The organism is Bartonella sp. OC68QHHN (assembly GCF_042193875.1).
In the GTDB taxonomy this organism is placed as follows: Bacteria; Pseudomonadota; Alphaproteobacteria; order Rhizobiales; family Rhizobiaceae; genus Bartonella; species Bartonella grahamii_A.
In genome coordinates this window covers 547936-561738 of record NZ_JBHIME010000023.1, presented here as the reverse complement: position 1 = coordinate 561738, position 13803 = coordinate 547936, and the positions used below count along the sequence as shown (strand labels likewise).

Sequence of the window (13803 nt, the reverse complement as noted above, 5' to 3'; positions counted from 1 at the left end):
GAATCAAAATACCCCTTATGAATCCGCTCAAATTCTGCCCTTAGAAGACATAACGCACAACCTTCTCTTCTTTAGCAAAACAAAAAGACAAAGATCATTATTTGTGACAAATAAAAGAAGAAGCATCCTTTGCATGACTTTGATAAAGAGGAAGCTTCACAATATTAAGAATTGTTCCATAAGGAATCAACATAAACAGGCTCATAACAATTTTTACCGAAAAATCACCAAAAGCAAGTGAAAGCCAAACTGGCATGCCCACCCCTCCCAAAACAGTACTCTCCACCAGTGAACTATCAGCATAGCCTGTTATCTTATCAAAAACAGCAAAAGAGCTAGAAAAAGCAAGAGCAAAAAACAGCACTGTATCCAAAGCAGAACCAACCAACGCTGCTGCTAAAGGTGCTTTCCACCATGTTTTACGTCGCAAGGGAGTAAAAACAACAATATCAAGGAGTTGCCCAAATAAAAATGCAAAACTAGAAGCAAGTGCAAGCCGTGGTGTCGCCAATATCCAAGAAACAAAGACTCCTGCAAAAAAACCAGCATAAACCACACGCCGCGCAGCAGATGGACCATAAAAACGATTGGTCAAATCATTGATCAGAAAAGCAAATGGATAGGTAAAAGCCCCATAAGTCAACAGCTCATTCAAATCAAACCAGTAGACAGGATATTGAACAAAAATATTAGAAGCAGTGACAGCAAGGCACATTGCTAAAATAGAAAAAACAATATACCTTTTCTTTTGCTGTTCTCGTAAAGGACTGCTTGAGGGCATTTTTTTAACCTAGGATACGGAACCAATAAAATAAAACGATCAACCTGAAAAAAACTTAACTTCTAGAACAGAAAACCGGAATAAAAGCGTCAATAAACCAAAAAGAATGGCGCTAACAATTACGCAGCTTGTTCAGCCTTTTGCTCACCTTCTTGCTCAGCTTTTTTCTTAATGATTTGGCGTTTTAGCAAACGCGCACGTTGCGACAACTCTTTATCGTCTGCTTTGACCAAAAAACCATCAAGTCCACCACGATGCTCAACAGAACGCAACGCGCTTGCTGAAATGCGCAAGCGGTAACTTTGCTGTAACACTTCTGAAATCAATGTCACATTGCAAAGATTTGGTAAAAAACGACGTCGAGTCTTATTATTTGCATGGCTAACATTATTACCATACAGAACCGTCTTCCCTGTCAATTCACATGCACGAGACATAAACTTCACCCTTAAACTCTAAGAAACTTTCAAATCCCCATACCCAAAAGACACAATGAACGCAAAACACGCACAATGCAACCTTGAACGGGCATCATTGGGAAGTTTCTTTCTAATAGGGGGTCGACAACAAAAGGTCAAGTCTTTTATAAAACCTTTTTCATCTCTTGCTGGCTCATTCTTCATCTTTTTCCTCAATAAGGCGTGCAAATTCTGCCAAAAAGCGTACAAAATGTTTTTTTTAAATATATATCATGTTAGAATAAAAGCTTATTGTCCCGAAAGGAAGCATAAATCATGAGCAAAAAAGAGCCCCCCATGACAAAGCTTCAGGGAAATTCTTGCTGTTTTTCTTCTTTTTTATTTGGAACTTTATGTATTTGTTTCTTTCTTCTCTTCAGCGCATTAGGTATATGGCAAGTACAACGGTTAAACTGGAAAACAAATCTTATCACCAGTGCCAATCAACGCATTCATTTGCCCCCCATAAAAGCTCCCTCAAAAAATCAATGGTCAGATGTTACTTTTGAAAAATATGAATATCAACCTGTTGTTATCACAGGAAAATTTTTAACAGATAAAAATATTTTAGTCACTGCTGCCGCTCAAAATACTACAGGCTATTGGGTTTTGACTCCTTTACAGACTGCTGATAATACACTGATCTTTATCAACCGTGGCTTTATCCCCATGGATGAACGTAACAATTTTCAAAATTCAGAGCAATCGCATACAAATGCCTCATCTCAGCGAAATTCTACCACGGACACAGAACAAACAACGATTATAGGTTTATTACGCATGAGTGAAAAAAATGGATTTTTCCCGCGTAAAAATAATCCTGACAAAAATTTATGGTATACGCGCGATCTCCCCGCTATGGCACAAAAAGTTGGTTTGTCCACTGTTGCCCCTTATTTCATTGATGCCAGAAAAATATCTCCACAAGCAAACCTTCCCGTCGTTGGTCTTACGATTGTACATTTTCGAAATAATCATCTCATTTATGCAATAACGTGGTTTATTTTAGCTGCTGGTGTGTTAGGAGCTTTTTTCTTTTTCTGCTACGGGAAAAAACTAAAAAATACCTTTTCGATCTCAAGTAACAAAAATTTTTAGAATCTTGAAAACTGATAAAGAGAATAAAAGCTACCAACTTGCGCTTTTGTTAAATAAAGATCATAGGCATACAATGGACTTTATGCCATCCTGCTATAAAAATGTGATGTTGAGTTATAAGCAACAAAAAACATTTAATGTCTCAATGAGACTTTTATACCTATCTCCACACCTCAAATGAGAGTGTTTTTACAGAATAATAGAAAAAGGTGAGTCATCCTATATTCTAAAAAGACAGTTTATCCTTTCAGTGTATTTTGCTAAAGGCTTATGCTATAAATGTATAAGCTTGTTTTAATATAATTTTAACTCTTTCATTTTTAAGGCTTCTGTTATGGGTGTTGTAGCCAAAAAATTTCCCATACCTGATCTTCATCAGGTTCGTCGTGTTCTCTTTTCTGTGTCTGATAAAACAGGTGTGGTTGCTTTTGCACAAACCCTTCACGCTACTTACAATGTTGAATTAATTTCAACAGGAGGAACAGCCAAAACCCTCATAGCGGCTGGTTTACCGGTAAAAGATGTTGCTGAAGTTACCGGATTTCCTGAGATAATGGATGGACGTGTAAAAACACTCCATCCTTTGATTCATGGTGCTTTGTTAGGGGTAAGAGAAGATCCTAGCCATAGGGAATCTATGGAAAAGAACAGCATTCATGGAATTGATCTTTTGGTGGTGAATCTTTATCCTTTTGAAGAGACGATCCTATCGGGAGCCGATGGGCAAACGATTCTTGAAAATATTGATATCGGTGGACCGGCGATGATTCGCGCCGCGGCAAAAAATTATGCTTATACTGGCGTTGTAACAGCGATAAAAGATTATGATTCGATTCTAACTGAATTAAAGCAGCATAATGGATGTTTAAGCTTATCTATGCGTCATCAGCTAGCAATGCACGCTTACGCACACACCGCTGCTTATGATACGGCAATAGCATCGTGGTTTGCACGGGATTTAAAAATTGAAATTCCATCATGGCAGAGTTTTTCTGGTCATCTTGAGAATGTTATGCGCTATGGGGAAAATCCACATCAACAGGCAGCATTTTATCGCAATAATGAAAAACGTTTTGGTATTGCAACAGCAAAACTTTTACAAGGTAAAGCGCTTTCTTATAACAATCTGAATGATACAGATGCAGCCTTTGAGCTTGTGGCAGAATTTGATCCGCAAAAAACCGCTGCTGTCGCTCTTATTAAACATGCCAATCCTTGTGGTGTTGCGGAAGGAAAAAATTTGAAAGAAGCTTATTTGAAAGCTCTTATGTGTGATAATGTATCGGCATTTGGTGGAATTGTTGCTTTAAATCAAACCCTTGATGAGGAATGTGCTGAAGAGATTGTTAAAATTTTCACAGAAGTGATTATTGCTCCTGATGCCACAATGGCGGCACGTGAAATTATTGCCAAGAAAAAAAATCTTCGTTTGCTCATTACAGGTGGAGTTCCTGATCCACGCTGTGGAGGGCTTCTTGCGAAAACACTTGCAGGAGGCATTTTAGTGCAATCACGTGATAACATGGTGGTTGATGATCTTAAATTGCAAGTAGTGACAAAGCGGGCACCAACTCAAGATGAAATGCGTGATCTTCAATTTGCTTTTCGTGTAGCAAAACACGTTAAATCAAATGCTATTGTGTACGCAAAAAATAGCGCAACAGTTGGAATTGGAGCCGGACAAATGAGCCGCATCGATTCAGCAAAAATTGCTGCAAGTAAAGCAGCAGAAAGTGCGCAAAGAGCAGGCTTAACAGAAACTCTCACAAAAGGATCGGTTGTTGCATCAGATGCATTTTTTCCTTTTGCAGATGGTTTATTAGCAGCAGCTGAAGCAGGGGCAACAGCAGTTATTCAACCAGGAGGCTCCATGCGTGATGAAGAAGTTATCACTGCTGCTGATGCGCAGGGTTTAGCGATGATTTTTACAGGAACACGACACTTCCGCCATTAATAATTTTGCTGATTCCCTCTATTATATGGGACAAATGTTTCAAGAAATTTTTTATAATCATCGTATGACTATTGATAACTGTTGAAATGGAAGAAGTTATTCAATCCAGAGAATCTACACGTGAAAAAGTTTATCACCGCAGAAAATACCCATAATTTAGCCATTGTTTATGGATAAAATACTTTTTTATTGAAATTAATGTTTCCCCTTTCACATAAGAAAAATGTTAAAGAGATATTGTATTGTATGTAGATGCATACCTGTTATGATATTATAGCACAACTCTTTTTAGTAATATGCTCTATTCTTAAACCAAAGAGTGTAATAAAAAGTTTGAGTAGAGGATATGAATATTCTACGTTTTTATAGTAATTGGCGCCGTTATCGTCGAACCGTTAATGCGTTAAATCGTCTTTCGATATATGAACTCAGCGATCTTGGAATTTGTAGAGGTGATATTGATTCAATTGCACGGCGTTATTCGCGTAAATCTTTATAAAAGTTGTTTGAGATATTTGAGAGAATGCTTTGCTATGAAAAAACGCGCATTTTGTGGTTTGTTATTATAACTTCATTTTTAGTATAATAACAAAGAGCGTAAGAGTTGTTTTTCTGGGCCATTGCTATGTATTGTTTTTCAAATTTTCAGTGCTTCTATGATATACATCATTTGATTTATAATGATAATTTAGCATTATTCATATTGAATTAGAACCCCGAATACCGTAAGATTATCCTATTCAAATCTATGTGTATTGAATCAACCAAAAACATTCGCTTACACGTCATAAGCAGAGAGAACCGTGTGGATAAAAAACTATTAAGAAAAGGCTAAAAATGCCTCTTATGAACCATCTCTAGTGCCAAGAGCTGTTACAAACATTGGGCACTGATAAATAGTGTGATGGTGCCGAATTGCTTCTTCATAAGCATAAAGATTGGGGGTGCTTAATGGATTTTCCGTTATACCCATCACGGGCATCATCGCTAAATAGGCTTGGAAGTGTTAAGGGATTTTTGTTTAAAATAAGTCCGTGAATATGCAATATAATAGCGCTCTGTTTTTCATAAAGAGCGTAACCCTATTAATGCAACTCTCTCAGAGAGAAATATTGATCCCAACAGAACTCTTAAGAACTTTCGAAGATAAACAATAGCTTAATTTCTTTCCACATCTTTAAAAGATGAAGATCCTTAACCAGTACTCATCTGTCAACAATGGTCTGTCAAAAAACCTTTTTTCTAGAGCCAATCCCTCTCAGCATCACCTTATGAAATTCTATGAGCAAACCTTACCTAAAAACATCCAACCTATACTCTAACAAAATGCTTCATGGATAAAATTTATATGTTCTTCAAATTTTGAGAATATTACACAATAAACGATGATGTTTTGCGACACGAAGATAAAACGCAATATACTATGGGTTGGAACAATGTTCTAATTTTTTATCAAACGCTTTACGGATAAAACGCCAACGAACTTTTTCCTGAAATGCAGGGCGAAAATATAAAACAATCTGTTGTGTCCGTTGTGGACCTGTTAATTCTGCAAAATCAATTGAATCTTCAAGACAAATATCTGCGTCAGGCGATATAAAATACCATACTTGTTGGCTCTTCACGTTCTCGTTCTTTACAGCTAAACACACACGTTTGCCATCATAGTTAACTTCAACTTGTGGATGAAGATGAAACCGAACGGCAACATGATCTTGTTCATTTTGCACACTCTTGTGTCTCTTTCCTCTTTTATTTGGCATAAAAAAGCGATCAAAACCTTCGATCATATCTCCATTTGTCGCCAAAATAAGACCACGCTCATGAATAAGATTAAAGGGTCGCACATAACCATTATGACTCGCAATAAAACCCATCTTCTCTGAATCCTCTATACGGCGCACTTGAACATCCGTTGGTCCATCAAACAAGAATGGCGCGCCATTTTTCTTTTTCTGATAAAAAGCACCCACTGAACAATCATTAAGCGTAGCTGTTGAATGTGCTGCAGTAACACGCCCTAAATGTCGATAATCTTCCCGCCCATCAGGATTAACACCGGTATTGATAATAAAACGGTGCCCTTGTGAAGACATTTCAAAAGACAAACACCCTGAACAAGCCTGCTGTGCTACAGAGCGGGGTGGAAACTTTCCTGTATCTGCAAGCACTGTTGTTTGATTGGCTTTTAAGCGCTGAAATCCTGAATAACGGGCACAACTAAAAGGCTGCCCTCCTGTCTCATCAAACTCTAAAAGTGTTGATAACCGTTCCGACACAAGGGGACCAACCCCATTAAAATGCGCCAATGTTTGATCCTCATGGATAAAGAATCGTAAAGCTGGCAACATACGCTCAACAGAATCAATCAAAATACGTGGTGCTGTTTCATTGCTACGCATAAAAAGATGCCGTAACGACAATAAATCCGATAACAAATTCAGCAAAATAATAGGACTACGGGAAATATGCCCACCATCAACTAGGATTTGACGGGAAAGCTCTTTTATAAGTGTGGTTTGTACCTTTTTTTTCACTGCCGAAGAAACAGGCAAAGCAAGAGATGCGAACGTCAAAGCCACTGCTGCTTGTAAACGTTGATCATCATGCTCCATACTGCAAATTGTTACGCGCAAATAACGAAATTGCAAGCCAAGCGCACGTAAAAAGCGTTTTTCAAACCGCTCACTTGCCCCTTCTAACAACATTTTCGAATGACAAATCCATGAAATCAAACGCCGCGCCACAACAGGACCACTCCAAGCAAGCCCTTTTACCTTCTTGCCAGCATGGTCAAACCAATCTTCTAAAAGAGAGCGTGCGTGTGCAGAAGCTAAATCACTTCCTGCTGCCTCCATATGGCGCAACCAATGAAAATCATGTAGAGCCGCTTCCCATTCTAGCGTTGGTGGAATCAATGAAAACGGCGAAACAGCACCAGAATGAACAATGTGACCAGCAAAAGCAAAACGACCATGATAAAATTCATGCGCCATCATAGGATCAGCTACATGAAAATCCATGGGATGCGCTAAAATTTTATGAGGACGAAACCCTGAAAACCGCCAACGAAACAATGGTCCAACCCATAAACGCCGCATAACATTCTGTATCGTATCGATACAGGCTGCCACTTTTACCTGAGGAGCTTTTACCGCAACCGCCAAAATTTCATCTCCATTTATGCTGAATCAAATACAATTTCGACCATTTTTGTAAATGAAGCGTTAATTAAGCAATTTTTCGTAAACGCACAGCGAAAAAACCATCCATTCCTAAAAATGCGGTTTTTTCAGCATCAAAATTTTTATGACAAAAATCCGCAGGCGTTGTCCGTAACATCCCCCCACAAAGCAAATGTGCCAGTGCTCCCATTTCCTCTGGATAAATAGGTTCTAAAACAATGTCATTGCGTGTCGATAAAATTTTCTCAATAAGATCTTCACCTTCTTCTCTTGCCAATGAACAATTGGAAAAAACAATCCGTCCCCCCACCTTTACCAAAGAAATTGCTGCAACAAGCAAATCATGTTGCAACGCCGCTAACTTGACGATATCATCCCTCGATTTCGTCCATAAAATATCTGGATGACGACGGATCGTTCCAGTAGAAGAACAAGGAGCATCAAGAAGAACCGCATCAAAAAGCTGTGTAGGATGGAAATTTCTCACATCGCCCTGCCAAATGTGAACTGAAAAATGAAGCCGTTCCATATTTTCTTTTAAACGCTTTACGCGGTTAGCAGAAAGCTCAATTGCTGTCACCTGTGCCCCTTGCAAAGCCAATTGTGCTGTTTTCCCCCCAGGGCTCGCACAAAGGTCAGCAACTCGTTTACCCCGAAGTTTTCCTAATAAACAAGCAGGCAACGCTGCAGCGAAATCTTGAACCCACCAAGTTCCTTCACTATAGCCTAGTAAATCAGAAACAGAACACTCCAGACGATTCAATCGAACAGAACCATTGGGCAACACCACACCACCAAGCCTTTTAGCCCATCCAACACTGTCAGATTTCACTGTTAAATCGAAAGGGGGTTCCACGCTTTGAATTGCTATAATCTGATGCGCCTTTTCTGTTCCATAAGCTGACATTAAAAGCTGTCCAAACCACGCTGGCACATCTTCAATGGTAGGAACTTGTTGGCGTAAAGGCATAGCCTCACGTGCAATATTGCGCAAAAGAGCATTCACTACCCCTGAAAAACGGCGCATTCGAGGATCAAGTTTCCCCACACGCACAGCTAAATCAATCGCCGCATGATCGGGAATATCAAGATAAAGAATTTGTGCAACACTGATATGCAAAAGATGCTGGAGTGAAAGTGCTTGTGGAGGCAAAGGACGCGCCAAAAAGCGTGAAAGAGCTGCCGTAATCTGCCCTCGATGACGCAATGAAGCTGTTAAAATAGCCCGACATAATAAACGATCGCGTGGTGAAAGCTTTAAATATTGTGGATGTCCGTGTTCATTATCCGTCAAACCAGACAGAGGCGTGCGCTTACCAATTACCGCCCCCAAAAGACGCACACACACCTGTCGAACAGCTAATCCTGGAACATTTTTTTCAGATACATACCCCGCTTTTTTGTGTTTCAAAACACCACCTTTATATCACTGTTTCCTTTAAAACCCCATCAATAACTCTATGAACGAGATCTTTTTGAATTTTCATAACGAAGCCAAGAAGGACGTTTTGTAACACGCTGAAAAGGACTGTTTTCTTGCTCACCTAATGCATGAGCCTGACCACTATAAAAATCTCCATAGTTCATCCCACTGCTTTTTTCATGTACACTCTCTCCTTTATTCCATCCCATACTTTTGGCAAGAGCCCCTTTCATCTCTTCTGCTTGTTGATAAAGAGCAGCAATACGATTTGCAGTTGCTGGATGTGTAGAAAAAAGACTATCCGCTCCCTCACCGCTCAAAGGATTAATAATAAACAGATGCGCGGTTGCTGGATTATGCTCTGCTTCTTCATTATATACCCCACGTCCCCCATCAGCAATCTTACGCAATGCCGAAGCCAACCATAAAGGATTACCACATATTTCAGCCCCTCTGCGATCCGCAGCATATTCCCGCGTACGACTAATCGCCATTTGCACCAACATCGCCGCAAAAGGTGCCACGAGCAATGCAATAAATCCCCCAATTGCCCCAGCGCCATGAGAATCTTCTGAAGAGTTGCGCTGTCCTCCCATAAAGAAGGCAAAATTACCAAGCATTGAAATTGCCCCTGCAATCGTTGCGGTTAGAGTCATTGTTAACGTATCACGATGCTCGATATGTGCGAGCTCATGCGCCATAACGCCGGCAATTTCCTCAACGCTTAACCGCTCTAACAACCCAGTACTTGCAGCAACAGCTGCATTTTGCGGATTACGTCCCGTCGCAAAAGCATTTGGCTGTGCATTCTCAATAACATAAACCTTTGGTTGAGGAAGAGAAGCCCTTTGTGCTAAATCGCTTACAATCTTATAATAAACTGGTGCTGAATGCTGGTCAACTTCACGCGCCCCGTACATGCGTAAAACGATCTTATCTGAATTCCAATAAGAAAAAAAGTTTAAACCACTTGCCATCAAAAGAGCAATGACCATGCCACCGCCCCCTCCAACAAGATAACCAACCCCCATAAAGAGTGTAGTTAAAAAAGCCAAAAGCATGGCTGTACGCATTATATTCATTACTCAAAAAACTCCATGATAAAAGTCAATCAATACTATATGATGGTGTTTTCTTTCTGCTTCTTCAATGGAATAGGTGTAAAATGAATAAAAAAGATGAGAAAACAAGCAAAAAAAATGCAACTGTCGTTAAACAGCAATCTCTTTCTCCCGCAGCACAACGCGCCCTTAAAGAAGCTAAAGAACGGCGAAAAAGTGCAGCAGAAAAAGAACAACCTTTAGAAAATGGCGGACGCGGCGGCAAAGACCCTTCCCGCTATGGAGACTGGGAAATTAAAGGCCGCGCTATTGATTTTTAAAAAACCAACGCTGTTTAAATAAGCAGCTTTTTAAAGAAAATCCGTTTTTGATAGACAAAAACGGATGATATTTATTTTTCTAAAGCTTTAAAAAACACATTGATTAAACAATCATGCTTCTTATGCTGAAGCAGAATCTGCTTCAGCCGCTGCTGCGGCTTCTTCTGCCGCTTGCTTTGCTGCTGCTATACGTTCTTGTGCTTTTTTACCCGGTTCACCTTTATGTGGATTATTACGGGTTGGACGCTTTTTCAAGCCAGCTGCATCTAAAAACCGTAAAACGCGATCTGTTGGTTGAGCTCCTTGCCCAAGCCAATATTGGATACGTTCTTCATTAAGTTTTACCCTCGTTCCATCTTTAGGCAACATTGGATCCCATGCACCAACACGTTCAAGAAACCGCCCATCGCGCGGACTACGAACATCTGCAACGACGATATGATAGTAAGGACGTTTTTTTGAACCTCCACGGGACAAACGAATTTTCAATGCCATATTTTATCTCCTATTGTCAGCTCTGGCTTTCGTTTAAATTGACTTTTTTGTCTTTTGCTCTTCAGCAATAATTTCATGATGACGCACAACTTCTTTAATAATAAATTTTAAAAATCTTTCAGCAAAATCAGGATCAAGATGACTATCCATAGCCAATTGCCGCAAACGCGCTACCTGATATTGCTCACGCAGAGGATCTACTTTAGGCAAATCATAACGCGCTTTTAAGCGCCCAACAGCTTTCGTACAACGAAACCGCTCTGCTAAGATATGAATCAAGGTTGCATCAAAATTATCAATAGATGCTCGTAAATGTGCCAATTCGTTTAATACTGTTTCCTGCATCATATTCCTTTCCCTCTTTACATCTTATTTTTTCTTAGGATGCTGAGGAAATTTTCCCCTATCGGCAATGCGATTGGAAAGACCAGGAAATGTAGGCCCACGTCCCGGTAGTCCGGGCAAGAGTTTCCCTCCATTACCATTTTCAATTTGCTTTTGAAGCGTTGAGAATTGCTTTGGATCCAATCCCGACAAATCAGGCATAACTGGAGAATCCCCCCCTAAATTTTCCATACCACCAAAACCCATTTTGGAACCAAGTCCTCCCAACATTTTTCCCATCAAACCACTTTTTCCTTTACCACCCATGGCTTTCATCATATCAGCCATTTGGCGATACATCTTTAAAAGTTTATTAATATCAGCTGCCGTTGTACCAGATCCCTTAGCAATTCGTTGTTTGCGGCTATGTTTTAAAATCTCTGGATTCGCCCGCTCTTGCGGTGTCATAGATGAAATAATGGCCAATTGACGATCAAACAAACGATCATCAAGCCCCGCAACCGCAATCTGCTCTTTTAGCTTCCCCATTCCTGGCAACATGCCCATAATACCGCCCATTCCACCCAGTTTTTTCATTTTCTGCAACTGTTCTGCAAGATCATTCAGATCAAATTTTCCAGCTTGCATTTTTTTTGCAAAAGCAGCAGCTTTCTCATGATCCATTGTTTCAGCAGCTTTTTCAACCAAAGAAACAATATCCCCCATTCCGAGAATACGATCAGCGATACGACTGGGATGAAACTCTTCTAAAGCATCTATTTTTTCACCAGTTCCAATTGCTTTAATTGGTTTACCTGTAACAGCACGCATAGAAAGAGCAGCGCCACCACGCCCATCACTATCCATCCGTGTTAAAATAATCCCTGTAATCCCTACACGCTCATCAAAAGAACGAGCAAGATGAACAGCATCTTGCCCCGTCAAACTATCAGCCACCAACATAATCTCATGAGGAAGAGAACATGCTTTAATTTCAGCCAATTCGAGCATCAAAGCTTCATCAATATGATTACGTCCTGCTGTATCAAGAAGAAGCACGTCATAACCACCCAATTTAGCAGCCTGTACAGCACGTGATGCAATATCAACAGGCAACTGTCCTGCAATAATAGGCAAACTTGCAAGTTTCGCCTGTTCTCCTAATTGGCGCAATTGCTCCTGTGCAGCGGGACGACGTGTATCTAATGACGCCATGAGAACTTTTTTATTGTGCTTATCAGTGAAACGTTTCGCAAGCTTTGCTGTTGTGGTTGTTTTTCCGGAACCTTGCAAACCAATCATCATGAGAACAACTGGAGCTGGTGCATTTAAATCACTCAAAACGCTTTCATTTCCAAGAATATGAACCAATTCATCATGAACAATTTTAACCACCATCTGGCCTGGTTTAATTGATTTAACGATTTCGGCCCCAACAGCTTTTTCCCGAACCCTATCGGTAAAAGAGCGTACAACATCAAGAGCAACATCAGCTTCCAATAAAGCGCGACGAATTTCACGCAGCGCCTCTGCAACATCCTGATCCGATAAAGCGCCACGTCCCGTCAAATGAGACAGAATAGAACCAAGTCGCTCTTGCAAGGATTCAAACATCATTTACCTCATTGTTGCATAACAAACAAACCAAAATAGCATCCGAGAACGCATCGCGCCGTCGGATGTTGACCTCTGAGATCTCTTTATACCCTTAAACTGGGGTCTCAGTCGGTGGCTCCAAGTTAATTTTGTCACTGAAAGCTTGCTCCTTCAAACAATAAAACCCCAGCTTTGTCAAGTTTTATCATAAAATGTCTTTTTATACGAAGAAATAAAAACAGCAAATACTATGCTTCAAAACTTTCAACTTCAACACGCATAAAACAACCTGTTTCCTGTTCCATACTCCATAATTTTCCGCTAGAGATATCAAACCAAACCCCATGCAATGTCAAAAAACCTTGATCTTTGCGAAGCTTTATCCACGGAAATGTCTCTAAATTTCTCAACGAATGGCGAATAGAAAGCTGCTCTAGTGCCATCTGTTTTTCTGGCCAAGACAGCGACTTATTATTCAAAACGATTTCTGCTGCTGGTGCTAAGAGACTTATCCATTGACCAATAAAATCATTTGATGATAAAGATTTACATGTCTCCTTAAGAGCAGTACGAATGCCTCCACAATGAGCATGACCAAAAACGACAATATGTTTTACCTCAAGCAATTGCACAGCATATTCAAGAGCTGCTGATGTTGCATGGTATTGGTCATCAGGAGAAAAAGGAGGTACCACATTTGCCACGTTACGCAAGGTGAAAATTTCTCCTGGCTTAGCATCAAAAATCATTTCTGGCACTGCACGCGAATCACAACAAGCAATGACCAAAACTTCAGGTTTCTGCCCTTCAATCGCTAATTGCTTATAATGTGCTATTTTATATGAAAAATGATTATTTATAAAGTTTTGGTAACCACTTAAAAGTCTTTCTGGTAAACGCGCCATTCTCTCTTTACTTCTGCTTCTTTTTTTTACTTTCATTTTGTATATTTAAAAAAACAAACTATTAACATACAAAAATACTAAAAATACCCTTTCCTTGACGCAAAATATTTCTTTAAAGTACAAACTATTACTAAAAAATAGAAAAAACAAACTCATTCTTTACAAATAAAGAGCTATTTTCTTCAGGAGGAAGGTGTTACACT

The 13803-nt window shown here is 39.8% G+C and carries 13 protein-coding genes and 1 pseudogene; 4 read left to right on the top strand and 10 right to left on the bottom strand.

Annotation, left to right across the window (positions count from 1 at the left end):
* Positions 1–97: 97 nt before the first annotated feature.
* Together ACFIJ0_RS04965 and rpmB are read right to left on the bottom strand one after the other, a co-directional pair.
* Positions 98–781 (bottom strand): VUT family protein, encoded by a 684-nt coding sequence (locus ACFIJ0_RS04965; RefSeq protein WP_375624886.1) that lies wholly within the window; start codon positions 779–781, stop codon positions 98–100.
* A gap of 119 nt (positions 782–900) precedes the next feature.
* Positions 901–1218 carry a 50S ribosomal protein L28 gene (rpmB, locus tag ACFIJ0_RS04960; protein WP_273787609.1) on the bottom strand — a complete coding sequence of 106 codons (318 nt, stop codon included), beginning with the start codon at positions 1216–1218 and terminating at the stop codon, positions 901–903.
* Positions 1219–1515: 297 nt separating this feature from the next.
* Here rpmB and ACFIJ0_RS04955 point away from each other — a divergent pair, with 297 nt between their 5' ends.
* From ACFIJ0_RS04955 to ACFIJ0_RS04945, 3 genes are all read left to right on the top strand, one after another.
* On the top strand, positions 1516–2337 hold the full coding sequence (locus ACFIJ0_RS04955) for an SURF1 family protein (protein ID WP_375644269.1): 822 nt from the start codon (positions 1516–1518) through the stop codon (positions 2335–2337).
* Between the two features lie 334 nt (positions 2338–2671).
* Positions 2672–4291, top strand: coding sequence for a bifunctional phosphoribosylaminoimidazolecarboxamide formyltransferase/IMP cyclohydrolase (gene purH / locus ACFIJ0_RS04950; RefSeq protein ID WP_375644267.1), 1620 nt, complete (start codon positions 2672–2674; stop codon positions 4289–4291).
* A gap of 346 nt (positions 4292–4637) precedes the next feature.
* Positions 4638–4790, top strand: coding sequence for a DUF1127 domain-containing protein (locus ACFIJ0_RS04945; RefSeq protein ID WP_375624884.1), 153 nt, complete (start codon positions 4638–4640; stop codon positions 4788–4790).
* Positions 4791–5135: 345 nt separating this feature from the next.
* Here the strand turns inward: ACFIJ0_RS04945 and ACFIJ0_RS04940 are convergent, their stop codons facing one another.
* The 4 genes from ACFIJ0_RS04940 to htpX all read right to left on the bottom strand — a co-directional run bounded on the left by ACFIJ0_RS04940 (position 5136) and on the right by htpX (position 9981).
* On the bottom strand, positions 5136–5276 hold the full coding sequence (locus tag ACFIJ0_RS04940) for a hypothetical protein (protein WP_375644265.1): 141 nt from the start codon (positions 5274–5276) through the stop codon (positions 5136–5138).
* 436 nt (positions 5277–5712) lie between these two features.
* Entirely contained in the window at positions 5713–7458 is a 1746-nt protein-coding gene (locus tag ACFIJ0_RS04935; RefSeq protein ID WP_375624882.1) for a heparinase II/III family protein, read from the bottom strand.
* Positions 7459–7522: 64 nt separating this feature from the next.
* Positions 7523–8887: an RsmB/NOP family class I SAM-dependent RNA methyltransferase gene (locus ACFIJ0_RS04930; protein WP_375624881.1), complete on the bottom strand. Its 1365-nt coding sequence runs from the start codon at positions 8885–8887 to the stop codon at positions 7523–7525.
* Positions 8888–8934: 47 nt separating this feature from the next.
* Positions 8935–9981, bottom strand: a complete 1047-nt coding sequence (gene htpX, locus ACFIJ0_RS04925; RefSeq protein WP_375644263.1) for a zinc metalloprotease HtpX — start codon at positions 9979–9981, stop codon at positions 8935–8937.
* Positions 9982–10064: 83 nt separating this feature from the next.
* Here htpX and ACFIJ0_RS04920 point away from each other — a divergent pair, with 83 nt between their 5' ends.
* Positions 10065–10280 (top strand): DUF1674 domain-containing protein, encoded by a 216-nt coding sequence (locus tag ACFIJ0_RS04920; protein ID WP_375624879.1) that lies wholly within the window; start codon positions 10065–10067, stop codon positions 10278–10280.
* A gap of 120 nt (positions 10281–10400) precedes the next feature.
* Here ACFIJ0_RS04920 and rpsP read toward each other — a convergent pair whose 3' ends face one another.
* From rpsP to ACFIJ0_RS04900, 4 genes and pseudogenes are all read right to left on the bottom strand, one after another.
* On the bottom strand, positions 10401–10775 hold the full coding sequence (rpsP, locus tag ACFIJ0_RS04915) for a 30S ribosomal protein S16 (RefSeq protein WP_375624878.1): 375 nt from the start codon (positions 10773–10775) through the stop codon (positions 10401–10403).
* Positions 10776–10791: 16 nt separating this feature from the next.
* Positions 10792–11120, bottom strand: a pseudogene (locus ACFIJ0_RS04910) (chorismate mutase).
* A gap of 24 nt (positions 11121–11144) precedes the next feature.
* A complete protein-coding gene (ffh, locus tag ACFIJ0_RS04905; RefSeq protein WP_375624923.1) occupies positions 11145–12713 on the bottom strand; it encodes a signal recognition particle protein in 1569 nt (522 codons plus the stop codon).
* A gap of 230 nt (positions 12714–12943) precedes the next feature.
* Positions 12944–13600 (bottom strand): carbonic anhydrase, encoded by a 657-nt coding sequence (locus ACFIJ0_RS04900; protein ID WP_375624877.1) that lies wholly within the window; start codon positions 13598–13600, stop codon positions 12944–12946.
* Positions 13601–13803 lie beyond the last annotated feature (203 nt).